Source organism: Anaeromyxobacter sp. PSR-1 (assembly GCF_000964525.1).
Lineage (GTDB): Bacteria > Myxococcota > Myxococcia > Myxococcales > Anaeromyxobacteraceae > Anaeromyxobacter.
This window is the reverse complement of the sequence record NZ_BAZG01000109.1, coordinates 1-13,979: the sequence shown is the minus strand read 5'-3', so window position 1 is coordinate 13,979 and position 13,979 is coordinate 1. Positions and strand designations below refer to the sequence as shown.

Sequence of the window (13,979 nt, the reverse complement as noted above, 5' to 3'; positions counted from 1 at the left end):
GCCGGTGCTGCCTCGACGCGGTGGGGCGGCACCTCGCGTTCGTGGCGCGGGCGTTCCCCGCCGCGCCGGAGGACGGCGCCGGGCCGGGGGCGCTGCTCGAGGCGGCCCGCGCGAACGCGCTCGAGGCGCTCGGGGGCGAGGCGCGGCGCGGGCTGGAGGCGGCGGCGGCGCGGCTGCCGGAGGTGGTGCGGGCGGCGCGGCCGGTCGCGGTGGACGGGACCGCCGACGCCTGGGACTGGCTGGTGTGCCGCGACGGCGCGCTGGTGAAGGCGGACGCGCTCGACCACCACGCGGACCACGGCCTGGCCGGCTGCCAGGACGCGCTCTGGGACGTCGCCGGCGCCGAGCTCGCGCTCGGCCTCGCGCCGTCCGAGGGCCAGGCGCTGGCGGAGCGGGTGCGGGCCGCTGCGCCGGGCGCGCCGCCGGGGCTGCTGCCGTTCTACCGGGTGTGCCGCGCGGCGCTGGAGCTGGCGCGCTGGTCGCTCGCCGCGGACGACGGCGCGCTCGACGCGGAGGAGCGGGTGCGGCGGAACGGCGCGCGCGCCGGCGCCGAGGCCGCGCTCCGGCGCGCGCTCGCCGGCGCCTGATCGCGCGCGCGGAGCCGGCCTGTTCAGCGCGCCGACAGGGCGCTGTCCATCCCCCGACGCGTCGGGCGGCTCTGGCGCCGGAGATCGCGGCATTCCGCGCGGATCCGGCTCGGCGCGACGGATGCAATGCGGGAGGACGCGCCGGCGCGGCCCGCCCACGGAGGGCCCGGCCCGGCCAGCGTCTCTCAAGGAAGGAAGATCACCATGAAGAAGCTGCTCATCGTCGTCGCCGCCCTCGTCGGCATCGCAGGCACCGCGCAGGCGCAGGAGCCCACGCGCCGGTTCGAGATCTCGCCGTACGCCGGCGCCTACCTGGGCCTGGGCGACCAGCGCGACACGCTCAAGGACGCGTTCCTGCTCGGCCTCAAGCTCAAGTACGACGTCCACCCGTACGTCGCCGTGGTCGGCTCGTTCGCGTGGTCGCCCACCGAGGCGAAGCAGTACGGCGACGCCAAGCTCGACCTGTTCCAGTACGACGTCGGCCTGCAGGGCCAGTACCCCATCGCGATCACGGCCGACTGGACGCTGAAGCCGTTCGTCGGCGTCGGCCTCGGCGCCCGCACCTACGAGTTCCGCGATCTGAACGTGGACTCCGAGACCGACTTCGTCTGGTACAGCGAGCTCGGTGCGAACGTGGAGCGCGGCCCGATCGTCGTCGGCGTCACCGCCCGCGACACCATGAGCGCGTACGACGGCCTCGCCGGCGAGCGCGACTCGACCACCCGGATCGACCTCCAGCTGGCCGGTCACGTCGGCGTGCGCTTCTAGCCACGGCTCAGGCGGCGGCGCATTCCCCCCCGCGCCGCAGCCCGGCGCCCGCGCGTTCCAGGGAGCGCGCGGGCGCCGTCTTTTCTCCCTGGCCCCTGGGGCTCACGGGGCGTCGAGCTCGCGCCCGCCGGGCGCGGCCGCGGCGGCGGGGAGGGTGACGCGGAAGCGCGTGCCCCAGCCGACGCGCGACCGGACCCGGATCTCCCCGCCGTGCGCCTCCACGATCCCCTTCGCGATGGCGAGCCCGATCCCGAGCGCGCCGCCCTCGCGGCGCGGGGCGCGGTCGTCGCGGACCTGGTACAGGCGCTCGAAGATGAGCGCCTGGTGCTCCTCCGGGATGCCGGGCCCGCGGTCGGTGACCGAGACGGCCACCCGATCCCCGACCGCCGCGGCCGCGAGGTGGATGGCCGAGCCCTCCGGCGCGTAGCGCTCGGCGTTCCCGAGCAGGTTGACGAGCACCTGCAGCACGCGCTCGCGCTGGCCCAGCGCGGCGGGCGTCCCCCGCGCCACCCGCGCCCGGACCCGCAGCCCGCGCTCTGCGAAGCGCGGCGCGAGCGCCACCACCGCCTGCGTGATCACGTCCACGAGCGGGAAGGGCGCGAACGGCTCGGCCGGCCGCGCCAGCTCGTGGCGGGACAGCTCCAGCAGCTCCTCGATGAAGGCGCGCAGCCGCCGGCCGCTGCTCGCCACCACCTGCAGCGCCGTCCGCTGGCGCGGCGCGAGCGGGCCCAGCTTGTCGGCCAGCAGCAGGTCGGCGTACCCGAGCACGGTGACGAGCGGCGTGCGCAGCTCGTGCGAGACGTTGGCGAGGAAGTTGTCCTTCCGCCGGTCCGCCGCCTCCAGCGCCGCGACCGCCCGGCGCAGCTCGGCGGTGCGGCGCTCCACCTCGCTCTCCAGCCGGGCGCGCTCGTCGCGGAGCGCGCCCACCAGGCGCGCCTTGTCGAGCGCGATGGAGGCCTGGAGCGCGAACGCGTCGATGGCCTCGGGGTCGCTGCGCCGGACCCGCGGCGCCGCCACCACCAGCGCCGCCGCGGCGCGCCCCTCGCGCAGGAGCGGCGCCAGGATCACCCGCCGGATGGCGACGAGCCGCGCCAGCCGCCGGACGTGGAGCGGCGTCGCGGCGCCGAGCAGCCCGGCGGCGGCGCGGCGCGGGCGGTCGGTGTGCACGGTCCGGCGCTCCGCCAGGCAGCGTCGGAGCAGCGGCGCCTCCATCGGATCCACCCGGACCTCCGCGAGCGGCGTCCCGAGCGCGTGGTCCAGCGCGCGCCGGAGCGGCAGCGGGAAGGACAGGAACCGCCACGCGAGCGCGGGCGGGCCGTCCGGCGCGGGCGCGAGCACGCCGCAGTGGAAGCCGAGCCGCGCGAGCTCGCGCGCCAGCACGCCGTACACCGCCTCCTCGTCGGTCTCGACGCTGAGGTGCGCGCCGGCGAGGTGCAGCGCCGCGAGCAGCTCGCGCGCCTCCCGCTGCTCGGCCAGCGCGCGCCGCTCCCGGCTCACGTCGCGGGCGATGAGGTGGAGCACCGGGCGCCCGTCCAGCTCGATGCGCGCGCTGGTGAGCGCCACCGGCACCGGCTCGCCGCGGCGGCGCCGCAGCCGGGCGTCGTCCACCGAGGCCGTGGCGGCCGCCGACAGCGTCTCCAGCAGCGCGCCCGCGTCGAGCGCCGGGTGCTCGAGGAGCCGCCCGAGCGTGAGGCGGCGCAGCTCCTGGCGGCCCCAGCCGGTGAGCTGGGACAGCCGCTGGTTCGCCTCCAGCAGCCGCCCGGTCTCCGCGTCGAGGACCAGGATCGGCTCGCCCGCGGCCTCCTGGTAGACGCGGTACGCGGCGCGCCGCCCGGCCGCCTCGCGGCGGTAGCTCTCGCCCGCCAGCCGGCCCGCCGCCAGCCGCGCCACCGCGTCGAGCGCGCGCAGCTCGCGCGCGTCGAGCCGGCCGGCCGCGACCAGGCGCAGGAGGACCGCCTCGCCGGGCCCGGCCTGGAGGCGGAAGAACACCGACGTCGAGGCCGGCGGCTGGCCGTGGTCCGGCCAAAGCGCGCGCGCCAGCGCCGCCTCGCAGGGCGCGGTCAGCCGGAATGCCCGGGGCGCGGCGAGGAGCGGCGCCGCCGCCAGGTGCCCCGGCGCGGCGGCGAGGAGGGCGGCGATCCGACCCCGAAGGGTTCGGGAGGAGAGGGCAGGTCCCTCGACCGCCAGCGTGACCGCCTCGGCGTCCTTCCCAGCCGCGACGGCCACGAGCTGGGCCAGCGGAACCCCGGCGGCCCGAGCCGCGTCCCGCGCGATCTCCCGGTGGATCCTGAGCATGAAAGCGGCGCGCACCCCGGTTGGGATCTCGCGCTCGGCGCCGGATCGTCACACGCTCGAACGTTCGCTGACAAGCCCGGCATGGTCGCGCCGCGACGGCGCAGGACCGCCGGACCACACCCGAGCGACGGAGGGAGCATGGGCAGCGGGATCGAGCGGCTGGCGGTGGTGGGCGCGGGGCAGATGGGCTCGGGCATCGCGCAGGTGGCGGCCCAGGCCGGGCTCTCGGTGCAGGTGGCGGACGCCACGCCCGAGCTGGCCCGGCGCGCGGTGGAGCGGCTCGGCGCGGCGCTGGCGAAGCTGGTGGAGAAGGGGAAGCTCCAGGCGGCCGAGCGCGAGGCGGTGCTGGGCCGGATCCGCGCGGTGGACCGGATCGAGGACTGCGCCGGCGCCGACCTCGCCATCGAGGCGGTGGTGGAGCAGGAGGCGGTGAAGGCCGACCTCTTCCGCCGGCTCGACGCGGTGCTGGCGCCGGGGGCCATCCTCGCGTCCAACACCAGCTCGATCTCGATCACCAAGCTCGCCGCCGGGACGCGCCGCCCGGATCGGTTCGTGGGGATGCACTTCATGAACCCGCCGCCGGTCATGCAGCTCATCGAGGTCATCCGCGGCCTGCAGACCTCGGACGAGACCTACCAGGCGGTGATGGCGCTCGCGAAGCGCTTCGGGAAGACCACCGTCACGTCCAAGGACTCGCCCGGCTTCATCGTGAACCGGATCCTGATCCCGCTCCTCAACGAGGCCTGCTTCGCGCTGCAGGAGGGGCTCGCCTCGCCGGAGGACATCGACACCGCGGTGAAGCTCGGCCTGAACCACCCCATGGGCCCGCTCACCCTGGCCGACTTCATCGGCCTCGACACCTGCCTGTTCATCGCCGAGGTGCTCCACCGCGAACTGGGCGACGACAAGTACCGGCCCGCGCCGCTGCTGCGGAACTACGTGGCGGCGGGCTGGAACGGCCGCAAGAGCGGGCGCGGCTTCTACACCTACGGCTAGCGCGAGGACGCCATGGCCTACGAGAACGTGCTCTGGGAGGTGGCCGACGGGATCGGCACCCTCACCGTGAACCGCCCGAAGCAGCTCAACGCGCTCGACCAGCGCACGCTGCAGGAGCTGGGCGCGGCGCTGGACGAGGCCGCCCGGGATCCGGCGGTGCGCGCGGTGGTGGTGACCGGCGCCGGCGAGAAGGCGTTCGTGGCCGGCGCCGACATCGCCGCCATGGCGGTGATGGGGCCGTCGGAGGCGCGCGAGTTCGCGGCGCTCGGCCACCGGGTGTTCGCGCAGCTCGAGGCGCTGCCGGTGGTGACGATCGCGGCGGTGAACGGGTTCGCGCTGGGCGGCGGCTGCGAGCTGACGCTGGCGTGCGACCTCGTCTACGCGAGCGAGCGGGCGAAGTTCGGCCAGCCCGAGGTGAACCTCGGGCTCATCCCGGGGTTCGGCGGCACCCAGCGGCTCACGCGGCGGGTGGGGCTGATGCGCGCGAAGGAGCTCGTGCTCACCGGCGAGAGCGTGGACGCCGCCGCCGCCAGGGCCATCGGCCTGGCGCTCGACGTCGTGGCGCCGGCTGCGCTGCTCGAGCACGCGCGGGCCAGGGCGCGCGCGGTGGCCTCGCGCGGCCCCGCGGCCGTGGCCCAGGCGAAGAAGGTGATGCAGCAGGGCGCCGACCTGGCGCTCTCCGAGGCGAACGCGCTCGAGCGGCAGGGGTTCGCGGCGCTGTTCGGCGGCGAGGACGCGAAGGAGGGAATGCGCGCGTTCCTGGAGAAGCGGCCGGCGCAGTGGAGCGGGCGTTGACCGACCGTTGACGCGGGGCGCCGTGGCCTGAGACGCTGCGCGCCGAGGCTGCACCTTCCAGAAAGGACGTTCCATGGACATCCAGCTCACCGAGGAGCAGCGCCAGGTCCGTGATCTCTGTCGGGAGTTCGCCGATCGCGAGCTCAGGCCCAACGCGCGGCGCTGGGACCGCGACCACGAGTTCCCCGCCGCCGCCGTGAAGCAGCTCGGCGAGATGGGGCTCATGGGCGTGGCCGTGCCGGCGGAGTGGGGCGGGGCCGGGATGGACAACGTGTCCTACGCGCTGGCGATGGAGGAGATCTCCCGCGGCTGCGCCGGCACCGGCGTCATCATGAGCGTGTCGAACTCGCTCTACTGCGACCCGGTGCTGAAGTACGGCACCGACGCGCAGCGGAAGGAGTTCCTGGAGCCGTTCGCGCGCGGCGAGAAGCTCGGCTGCTTCGCGCTCACCGAGCCCATGAGCGGCTCGGACGCGGCCGAGATGCGCACCGTGGCGGTCCGGCGCGGCGACGAGTACGTGCTCGACGGGACCAAGAACTTCATCACCAACGGGCCGCAGGCGGACGTGGCGCTCGTGTTCGCCATGACCGACAAGGCGAAGCGGCACAAGGGCATCAGCGCGTTCCTGGTGCCGACCGACGCGCGCGGGTTCAGCCGCGGCAAGCCGGACGAGAAGGTGGGCATCCGCGCCTCCGGCTCCTGCTCGCTGTTCTTCGAGGGCTGCGCCATCCCGGCGCGCTACCGGCTCGGCGAGGAGGGCGACGGCTTCAAGATCGCCATGGGCACGCTCGACGGCGGCCGGATCGGCATCGCCGGCCAGGCGCTCGGTATCGCGGTGGCGGCGTTCGAGGAGGCGGTCGCCTACGCGAAGGAGCGCAAGGCGTTCGGCCAGCCCATCACCCAGTTCCAGGCCATCCAGTTCATGCTCGCCGACATGGCCACCGAGATCGACGCTGCCCGGCTGCTCGTGCTCCGCGCCGCCGCCGCCAAGGACCGCGGCGTGCGCCACAGCGCCGAGAGCGCCATGGCGAAGCTCTTCGCCTCCGAGATGAGCGAGCGCGTCACCTCCAAGGCGATCCAGATCCACGGCGGCTATGGGTACGTGAAGGAGTTCGACGTGGAGCGCCACTGGCGCGACAGCCGCATCACCGAGATCTACGAGGGCACCAGCGAGATCCAGCGGCTCGTGATCTCCGCCTCGGTGCTGAAGGGCTAGCCGCCCGCACCCCGACCGAGCGCTCCGCCGGCAGCCCGCCCGCCGCGGGCGCGCCGGGCGGAGCCACATCCGGACCCTGCATGGACTTCGAGCTCGACGACACCCAGCGTGCGATCCAGGACACGGCGCGCGCGTTCGCCCGCGAGCGGGTCGCGCCGGCCGCGGCCGAGAACGACCGGCTGCGGCGCTTCCCGGCGGACCTGATCCGCGGGCTGGGCGAGCTGGGGCTGCTCGCGGTGAACGTCCCCGCCGCCTACGGCGGCTCGGAGGCCGGCGCGGTGGCGTACGCGCTCGCGATCATGGAGATCGCCGCGGCCGACTGCGCCACCGCCGTGACCATGGCGGTCACGAACATGGTGGGCGAGCTCGTCGCGCGCTTCGGCACCGAGGAGCAGAAGCGGCGGCACCTGCCGCGGCTCGCCGCCGCCGAGGTGCTGGCCGGCGCGTTCGCGCTCTCCGAGCCGCAGGCCGGCAGCGACGCGGCGGCCATGCGCACGCGGGCGGTCCGCCGCGGGGATCGCTGGGTGATCGACGGCGCCAAGCAGTGGATCACGAGCGGCGACGTGGCCGGGGTCCTGGTGGTCTGGGCGCGCACCGGGCCGGCGGACGGCGGCGGGGGCGGGGTGACGGCGTTCCTGGTCGAGCAGGGCACCCCCGGGCTGCAGGTGGGCCGGCACGAGGACAAGCTCGGGATCCGGGCCAGCTCCACCGTGGCGCTCTCGTTCGACGGGTGCGAGGTCCCGGACTCGGCGCGGCTCGGCGAGGTGGGCCAGGGGCTGCGGGTGGCGTTCGCGGCCCTGGACGGCGGGCGCATCGGCATCGCCTCGCAGGCGACCGGCACCATCCGCGCCGCGCTCGACGCGAGCGTGCGCTACGCGCGCGACCGGCAGGCGTTCGGGGTCCCCATCGCCGAGCACCAGGCGGTCGCGTTCATGCTCGCGGACATGGCGGTGGAGCACGACACGGCGCGGCTGCTGGCGCTCCGCGCGGCGGCGCTCAAGGAGGCCGGGCGGCCGTTCACGCGCGAGGCGTCGATGGCGAAGCTGTGGGCCTCGGAGGCCGCGCAGCGCGCGGTGGGCCGCGCGGTGCAGATCCACGGCGGGGTCGGCTACACCGAGGACTTCCCGGTGGCGCGCTACTTCCGCGACGCGCGGGTGCAGACGATCTACGAGGGCACGAGCGAGATCCAGCGGCTGGTGATCGCGCGCGAGCTCCTGAAGGACGGGGCGTCGCGCGGCTAGCTCGCCGCGCCGCCGGGCGGGCGATCAGGCGGTGCGCGCGGCGCCGTCGTCGTCGGTCTGGATGAGGTGCCCGGTCCGCTCGCGCTTCACCCGCAGGTACTCCACGTTGAACGGGTTGGCCGGGGAGGGCAGCTGGATCCGGCCGCGCACCGGGACGCCGGCCTCGGCCAGCCCGGAGAGCTTCTGCGGGTTGTTGGTGATGAGCTCCACCGAGCGGACGCCCAGCAGCCGGAGCATCTCGGCGGCGACGTCGTACCGGCGCAGGTCGTCGGGGAACCCGAGCAGCCGGTTCGCCTCGTAGGTGTCGTGCCCCTGGGCCTGGAGGGCGTAGGCGCGGATCTTGTTGCCGAGCCCGATGCCGCGGCCTTCCTGGCGCAGGTACAGGAGCGCGCCGCGGCCGCGCGCCGCGATGAGGTCGAGCGCGCGGTCGAGCTGGGCGCGGCAGTCGCACTTCAGCGAGCCGAGCACCTCGCTCGTGAGGCACTCCGAGTGGACGCGCACCGCGACCGCCTCGCCGGCCACGTCGCCCATCACCATCGCGACGTGCTCGACGCCGCTGCGGCGCTCGCGGAACACCACCGCGCGGAACAGGCCCCGCGCCGTGGGCAGCGGGGCGTCCGCGTACAGCTCGACGGTCGTGGAAGTCGCCTCGTGGGCCCCGCGCGCCTTGCGGCCGGCGACCGCCACCAGGTTGCTCATCTCGGATGCTCCTCAGGGTCGCGCCGAAACGGTGCGCCAGCGGGGGTGCACTTAATGGCCGGCGGCGACCCCGGTCAAGGCGAACGCGCTCCCGAAATCGGGGTGCGGCAGGTGCGCGGGTGAGCGCATTGACATCGTCGATTCGCGCGGTTAGGTGACTCGCGCCATGAGTGCCGACCTCTCGTCAGGGGACCTCGCCCGAGCGACGGGGAACACCGTCCGGACCATCCGCTTCTACGAGGAAGAGGGCCTGCTGCGCCCGGCGGAGATCAGCGACGGGGGGCACCGGCGGTACACCGAGGACGAGCTGGAGCGGCTGCGGCTCATCACCGACCTGAGGGAGCTGGGCCTGGCGCTGGGCGAGATCCGCACGCTGCTGGAGCTGCGCAGCGGCTGCGTCACCGCGGCCGAGTTCGCCATCCGGTTCCAGCAGGTGCTCGCCGGCCACCTGGAGCAGGCGCAGCGCCGGCTCGAGCGGATGCGGCGGGTGAAGAAGGAGCTGCTCGACGCGCTGGCGAGCATCCAGGAGCGGCTGTCGTCGGAGGGCGCCGAGCAGTGCCCGTGCGCCGTGGCCGAGGCCGCGCGGGCGCCGCGCATCGTGAAGGTCCTCGCGCGGCAGGAGGGGTGCTGCAAGCACCCCGAGCACCACCACGCGCACGACGCCGCCGCGGACGGGACCGCGCGGCCGCTCGGCGCCGGGGACGCCCGCGACGCCCGCGACGCCCATGTCCCGCTGCCCGGGCTGGCCGTCGCGGCGCACCCTCAGCACGACGATCCCGCCGCCGATCCGCTGCTCCGTCCCGCCGCCAAGCGCGGCGCCGATCTCTGACGGCTCCGCGCTCCGGTCCCGTTCGATGCCCGGCGCTTCCGCGCCGGGCAGGGGCGCGATGATCCTCATGGCTTCCAAGCTCCACGGCGTCGCGCCCACCGGGTGTGAGGCGACGCCGCGGCCGCCGACCCGGTCCCGCGTCTAGTTACCATAATCCATATTATCGGACGTCCGGCGGGGATCGCGGGATTCGCTGGATCCGCTGGGCTGCAGGCGCTTCGCTGATGCTGCGGGTTCCTGGCCAGGATATCGGGCAAGTCCGCAATCCCGATCGACTTCGTACTTCGCGGGCACGCTCGATGCGGCGACCTGGGGCGCAGAGTTGGCGCGCGGCGACGGTCGTGGCCGGATCTTCGTCGTCGAGCCCACGGGGCCCTTCGAGGACGATCCGAACCTGACCAACAAGAAGTTCCCCGGGAATCCCACACGCTCGTATCGGTCGAGAGCCCCCCTCCGCATCGTTGGTGAGCTCGCGACCTGGCGCGGGCACTCACCCGAGCAGATCGAGGCGATGAAGGACGGTCTCGTGGCGCTGAACCGGGGCGGCGCCGCGATCATCGACGATTGAGCCGCACCCGTCCGCCGGCCGTCCCGATCGGCTCAGTCTCGGCCGTCCTGCGGGGATCGGACTCGCGCGGACTCCGGCGTGTTTCCTTGTGGCCGTGTGGCGCCCTGGTCGCCGGACGAAGATGCGATCGTCTTCGGCTGCCCATTCGATCTCCAGCCTGGGCCGATCCCCAGCCAGCGCCGGACGTCCGCCGGGGGACGGTCGCTTCGCGCGGTTGCAACCCCGCGCCCGCCGCCTCACCTTCGAGCCGACCCCGACCGGAGGACGACCGCCATGGCGAAGCTCTCGAGGACCTCGTGGATCCCGCCGCTCGAGCGGCCGCGCCGGCAGCTGGCGCTCGCCCGCATCGGCACCGCGCTCGCGGCCACCAGCGTCGGCGCGCTGGCGCTCGGCGCTGTCGCGGTCGGCGCGCTGGTGATCCGGCGGCTCGCGGTGAAGCGCGCGCGGATCCACCGGCTGGAGATCGACGAGCTGATCGTGAACGGCCGGCCCTTCCAGCCGCAGGCCTGAGCGCCGCGTCCGCGGCACCTTCAGTCCACCGACGCCGACGCGGCCGGCTCGATCCGCACCGGCCCGGGCTGCCCGTCCGAGCCCCAGGGACCGTCGGGCCCGGCCGCGCCGTTCGGGCCGCGGGGGCCGTCGGACCCGCCGGACAGGCGGTAGTTCCGGTTGCGCTCCGAGCACATCGAGGCGGGCCGCCCGCCCGAGCCCCCGTCGCCACCGCGCCCGCCCGCGCCACCCCGGCCGCCGCGTCCCCCGCGGCCGCCCTCGCTCACCGCGATCCGGCCCGCGAGCGCGAGCGTGTCGGCGAGGAGCGCGCGCGGTGCGCGGACGGCGACGTGCACCGCGCCGCCGCGGCCGCCGGGCTGGCCGGCGCCGCCCGCGTCCCCGTCCTCACCCGGCCCGCCGGGACCGCCGGAGGTCCCGGCGGAGTCGCCCAGGCACGAGGCGTCCTGGCCGCGCGTGCCGGTGGTGCCGTCCTGGCCCGGGCTGCCGGCGCGGCCCGCCCACCCGGAGGCCCCGCGGGTCACCACGCGGAACTCCGCCGCGTCGGCGCGCTCGAGCACCGCCAGGCGTCGCCCGCCGGAGAACGTCGCGGCGATCACCAGCCGGTCGGCGTCCACGCGCTCGAGCTCCACGGCCACGTCCGGACCGGGCGCCCCGGGGTTCGGGCCCTCCAGCACCCAGGCGCCGGGCCGCTCGAACCGCACCGGCCAGCTCACGGTCCCGGCGAGCGCGCCGCCGGCCCGGACCGGCACCTCGAGCCGGGAGCCGCTCCGGGCGAGCGCGGCCAGCGCCGGGAGCCCCGGGCGCTCGAGCACCACCAGGTCGGCGCCGCGCAGCGCCGCGTACGGTGAGTCCACCGCGAGCGCGGCGGGATCGAGGCACGGCGTGGGATCCAGGGGGCGCCCGGGGGCGCACGGGCGGATGGGGCGCGAGAGGCCCGCGACCTCGACCGTGAGCGCAGCGGCGAGGTGCACCGGCGGGAGCACCCCGGGCCTGCCGCCGTCGTCCAGGGCGAGCAGCGTCGCGGCGCCGTCCGCGGGCGACTGCCGCGCCAGGATCGTCGCCGCCGGGATCCGGTCCGCCTGGAGCGCCGCGCGGAGCGGCCGGTGGTCCTGCGGCGAGATCCGGTACGCGCCGTCGCGGAGCACGGCCGCCTCGACCTCGGCCGCCCGGGCCTTCACCTCGGGGAACGGCGACGCGGCGATCCGTACCTGCACCAGGGCGCGCTCCGCCCCGGCGCGCGCGCCCGGATCCCGCAGCCGGCGCGCGAGGAGCCGCAGCGCGGCCTCGTCCTGCGACCCGGCCAGCGCCGCGAGCCGGGCCGGGTCCACGGGCCGGCCCTGCCACTCGCCCTCCTCGGCCTCGAGCGCCGCCGCGAGGGCCTCGGCCCGCGGGCGCGCCACCGGGCCGAGCCGATCGCCCGCCAGCAGCGGCCGCAGCTCGGTCCGCACGGACGCGCGGACCTGCCGCGAGCCGGCCAGGTCCGGCGCGCGCTCGAGGGCGATCCGGTGCAGCGCCTCCAGCTGCGCCTGGAGCGCCGCGTCCCGCTCGACCTCGGGCGACTCGACGAGGTCCGCCTCGGCGCCCAGGATCCGGTCCACCAGGTCGGAGGCGCGGTCGCCGGGCATGGCCGGCAGCAGCGCCTCCACGCAGTCGGCCCACCGCGGCGCGGGCACCGTGCCGGCGCGGAGCGCGGCCACGAGCGCGCCGGGCGTCCGCCGGGACCGGCGCACGTCCTCCGGGACCGCGCCGCCGCGGGCGCACACCCGTCCGTCGGCGCCGGGCTGGCCGAGGTACGCGACGAGCGCCTCCGGGGATCCGGTCTCGGCGAGGCCGGCGGCGGTCATGGGGAGCTTCGGTCCGGCGCACGCCGCCAGCAGCAAGGCGAGCGGCGCCGCGCGCACGGCGGACGCGGCGCACGGCCTCATGGTGAACCCTCCTCCCCCTGAGTACCCTGCCCGGCCCCCGGAAGTTAACCTGGAGTGCGGTACGGCCCCGCGAGGGAGCACGGGGGCAGCCCCGCGGCCGAGCGACGCAGGCGCGCTCCCGGCGGCGCCTCCCGCCCCTGCCCGGCGCTAGAGTGGCGCGCGCGCAGCGGATTCCGCGCGGCGCAGGAGCGCCTCATGCCCTCGTCCCATCGCGGCACCGACTGGCTGCGTCACCCGGTGAGCCTCGCCGGCGCCGGGCTGGCCACGGTCTCGGGCGTCCTCGTGGTGGTGCTGTTCGCCGCCAGCCTGCTCGGTCTGGAGGGTGGCCCGTACCTGGGCATCCTGGCGTACCTGCTGCTGCCGGGGCTCCTGGTGCTGGGGCTGCTCCTCGTGCCGGTGGGCGCGGCCCTGGAGCGCCGCCGGCTGGTGCGCCTCGCGGCCCGGGGCGCGCCGGAGCCGCCGCTGCCGGTGATGGACCTGAACCAGCCGCGCACCCGCCGGCGGCTGCTGGTGTTCCTGGGGCTCACCACCGTGAACCTCCTCGTGCTCGGCATCGCCTCGTACAAGGGGCTCGAGGTGATGGACTCGCCGGCGTTCTGCGGGTCGTGCCACAGCGTGATGGACCCGGAGGCCTCCGCGCACCGGCGCTCGGCGCACGCGCGGGTCGCCTGCGTCGAGTGCCACATCGGCCCGGGCGCGAGCTGGTTCGTGAAGTCCAAGCTCTCCGGCGCCTGGCAGGTGGTGTCGGTCGCGCTCGACCTCTACCCGCGGCCCATCCCCACGCCGGTCCAGAACCTGCGCCCGGCGCGCGACACGTGCGAGCAGTGCCACTGGCCCACCAAGCTGGTCGGCGACCGGCTGAAGGTGATCACGCGGCACGCGGGCGACGCCTCCAGCACGCCGCTCCGGACCGTGCTGGTGGTGCACGTGGGCGGGGCGCAGGGGCTCGGGGCGCGGACCCGCGGCATCCACTGGCACGTGGATCCCGGGGTGCGCATCCGCTACCTCGCCGACGAGAAGCGCGACGCGATCGGCACCGTCGAGCTGACCGGCCCGGACGGCGCGCGCGCCACCTTCCGCTCGAAGGCGTCCGCCGGCGAGGCTGGCTGGCGGGAGATGGACTGCGTGGACTGCCACAACCGGCCCACCCACGTGTACCGGTCGCCCGAGGACGAGGTGGACGCCGCGCTGGCGGCGGGGCGCATCGACGCGGCGGCGCTCCCGTTCGCGCGGCGCGAGGCGCTGAAGGCGCTCCGCGCCGAGTACCCGTCCCATGAGGCGGCGCGGGCGGGGATCGCCGCGGCGCTCGGCGCGTTCTACGCCGGGCCCGAGGGCGGCGGCGCGCCGCGCGAGGCGGTGGAGCGCGCGGCCCAGGAGCTCGGCGACGCCTGGGCGCGCAACGTCTGGCCCTCGATGCGGATCGGCTGGGGGACCTACCCGTCGCTCCTCGGCCACGAGGCTGCGCCCGGGTGCCTCCGCTGCCACGACGGCGACCACGAGACCGAGGACGGCCGCGCCATCCGCGCGGACTGCGACCTGTGCCACGAGCT

Annotated in this window: 11 protein-coding genes and 2 pseudogenes; 10 read left to right on the top strand and 3 right to left on the bottom strand. The window is 76.2% G+C overall.

Annotated features, from left to right (window positions below; translation table 11 throughout):
- Together PSR1_RS15290 and PSR1_RS15285 are read left to right on the top strand one after the other, a co-directional pair.
- Positions 1-587 (top strand): annotated as a pseudogene (locus PSR1_RS15290) (hypothetical protein); the annotation flags it as partial.
- A 204-nt stretch (positions 588-791) separates the two neighbouring features.
- A complete protein-coding gene (locus PSR1_RS15285) occupies positions 792-1,355 on the top strand; it encodes an outer membrane beta-barrel protein (protein ID WP_059438359.1) in 564 nt (187 codons plus the stop codon).
- A gap of 102 nt (positions 1,356-1,457) precedes the next feature.
- Here PSR1_RS15285 and PSR1_RS15280 read toward each other — a convergent pair whose 3' ends face one another.
- Positions 1,458-3,581, bottom strand: coding sequence for a PAS domain-containing sensor histidine kinase (locus PSR1_RS15280; protein WP_237758015.1), 2,124 nt, complete (start codon positions 3,579-3,581; stop codon positions 1,458-1,460).
- Positions 3,582-3,788: 207 nt separating this feature from the next.
- On the opposite strand from PSR1_RS15280, the gene PSR1_RS15275 reads away from it, so the two are divergent.
- The 4 genes from PSR1_RS15275 (at position 3,789) to PSR1_RS15260 (ending at position 7,898) form a co-directional block, all read left to right on the top strand.
- Positions 3,789-4,646 (top strand): 3-hydroxyacyl-CoA dehydrogenase family protein, encoded by an 858-nt coding sequence (locus PSR1_RS15275; protein ID WP_059438358.1) that lies wholly within the window; start codon positions 3,789-3,791, stop codon positions 4,644-4,646.
- 12 nt (positions 4,647-4,658) lie between these two features.
- On the top strand, positions 4,659-5,441 hold the full coding sequence (locus PSR1_RS15270; RefSeq protein WP_059438357.1) for an enoyl-CoA hydratase-related protein: 783 nt from the start codon (positions 4,659-4,661) through the stop codon (positions 5,439-5,441).
- A 73-nt stretch (positions 5,442-5,514) separates the two neighbouring features.
- A complete protein-coding gene (locus PSR1_RS15265; protein WP_059438356.1) occupies positions 5,515-6,657 on the top strand; it encodes an acyl-CoA dehydrogenase in 1,143 nt (380 codons plus the stop codon).
- Positions 6,658-6,737: 80 nt separating this feature from the next.
- Positions 6,738-7,898: an acyl-CoA dehydrogenase family protein gene (locus tag PSR1_RS15260; RefSeq protein ID WP_059438355.1), complete on the top strand. Its 1,161-nt coding sequence runs from the start codon at positions 6,738-6,740 to the stop codon at positions 7,896-7,898.
- A gap of 24 nt (positions 7,899-7,922) precedes the next feature.
- On the opposite strand, the gene ribA is transcribed toward PSR1_RS15260, so the two are convergent.
- The gene (gene ribA, locus PSR1_RS15255) at positions 7,923-8,597 is read right to left on the bottom strand and encodes a GTP cyclohydrolase II (protein WP_082100273.1); all 675 of its coding nucleotides are present in this window, start codon (positions 8,595-8,597) and stop codon (positions 7,923-7,925) included.
- A 166-nt stretch (positions 8,598-8,763) separates the two neighbouring features.
- Between ribA and PSR1_RS15250 the strand changes: the two genes are divergently transcribed.
- The 3 genes and pseudogenes from PSR1_RS15250 to PSR1_RS15240 all read left to right on the top strand — a co-directional run bounded on the left by PSR1_RS15250 (position 8,764) and on the right by PSR1_RS15240 (position 10,504).
- On the top strand, positions 8,764-9,426 hold the full coding sequence (locus PSR1_RS15250) for a MerR family transcriptional regulator (protein WP_059438354.1): 663 nt from the start codon (positions 8,764-8,766) through the stop codon (positions 9,424-9,426).
- Positions 9,427-9,670: 244 nt separating this feature from the next.
- Positions 9,671-9,994 (top strand): annotated as a pseudogene (arr, locus tag PSR1_RS15245) (NAD(+)--rifampin ADP-ribosyltransferase); the annotation flags it as partial.
- Positions 9,995-10,267: 273 nt separating this feature from the next.
- Positions 10,268-10,504, top strand: coding sequence for a hypothetical protein (locus tag PSR1_RS15240; protein ID WP_059438352.1), 237 nt, complete (start codon positions 10,268-10,270; stop codon positions 10,502-10,504).
- Positions 10,505-10,524: 20 nt separating this feature from the next.
- Here the strand turns inward: PSR1_RS15240 and PSR1_RS15235 are convergent, their stop codons facing one another.
- A complete protein-coding gene (locus PSR1_RS15235; RefSeq protein WP_059438351.1) occupies positions 10,525-12,429 on the bottom strand; it encodes a hypothetical protein in 1,905 nt (634 codons plus the stop codon).
- A 195-nt stretch (positions 12,430-12,624) separates the two neighbouring features.
- Here PSR1_RS15235 and PSR1_RS15230 point away from each other — a divergent pair.
- Positions 12,625-13,979, top strand: a 1,355-nt coding sequence (locus PSR1_RS15230; RefSeq protein WP_059438350.1) for a NapC/NirT family cytochrome c, incomplete at its 3' end; no start/stop codon positions are given.

What these genes read in the sequence shown, in the direction of transcription:
- PSR1_RS15265 (WP_059438356.1), top strand. Translation starts at nt 5,515, where the DNA reads ATGGACATCCAGCTCACCGAGGAGCAGCGCCAGGTCCGTGATCTCTGT.
- ribA (WP_082100273.1), bottom strand. Translation starts at nt 8,597, where the DNA reads ATGAGCAACCTGGTGGCGGTCGCCGGCCGCAAGGCGCGCGGGGCCCAC.
- PSR1_RS15285 (WP_059438359.1), top strand. Translation starts at nt 792, where the DNA reads ATGAAGAAGCTGCTCATCGTCGTCGCCGCCCTCGTCGGCATCGCAGGC.
- PSR1_RS15270 (WP_059438357.1), top strand. Translation starts at nt 4,659, where the DNA reads ATGGCCTACGAGAACGTGCTCTGGGAGGTGGCCGACGGGATCGGCACC.
- PSR1_RS15260 (WP_059438355.1), top strand. Translation starts at nt 6,738, where the DNA reads ATGGACTTCGAGCTCGACGACACCCAGCGTGCGATCCAGGACACGGCG.
- PSR1_RS15275 (WP_059438358.1), top strand. Translation starts at nt 3,789, where the DNA reads ATGGGCAGCGGGATCGAGCGGCTGGCGGTGGTGGGCGCGGGGCAGATG.
- PSR1_RS15240 (WP_059438352.1), top strand. Translation starts at nt 10,268, where the DNA reads ATGGCGAAGCTCTCGAGGACCTCGTGGATCCCGCCGCTCGAGCGGCCG.
- PSR1_RS15235 (WP_059438351.1), bottom strand. Translation starts at nt 12,429, where the DNA reads ATGAGGCCGTGCGCCGCGTCCGCCGTGCGCGCGGCGCCGCTCGCCTTG.
- PSR1_RS15250 (WP_059438354.1), top strand. Translation starts at nt 8,764, where the DNA reads ATGAGTGCCGACCTCTCGTCAGGGGACCTCGCCCGAGCGACGGGGAAC.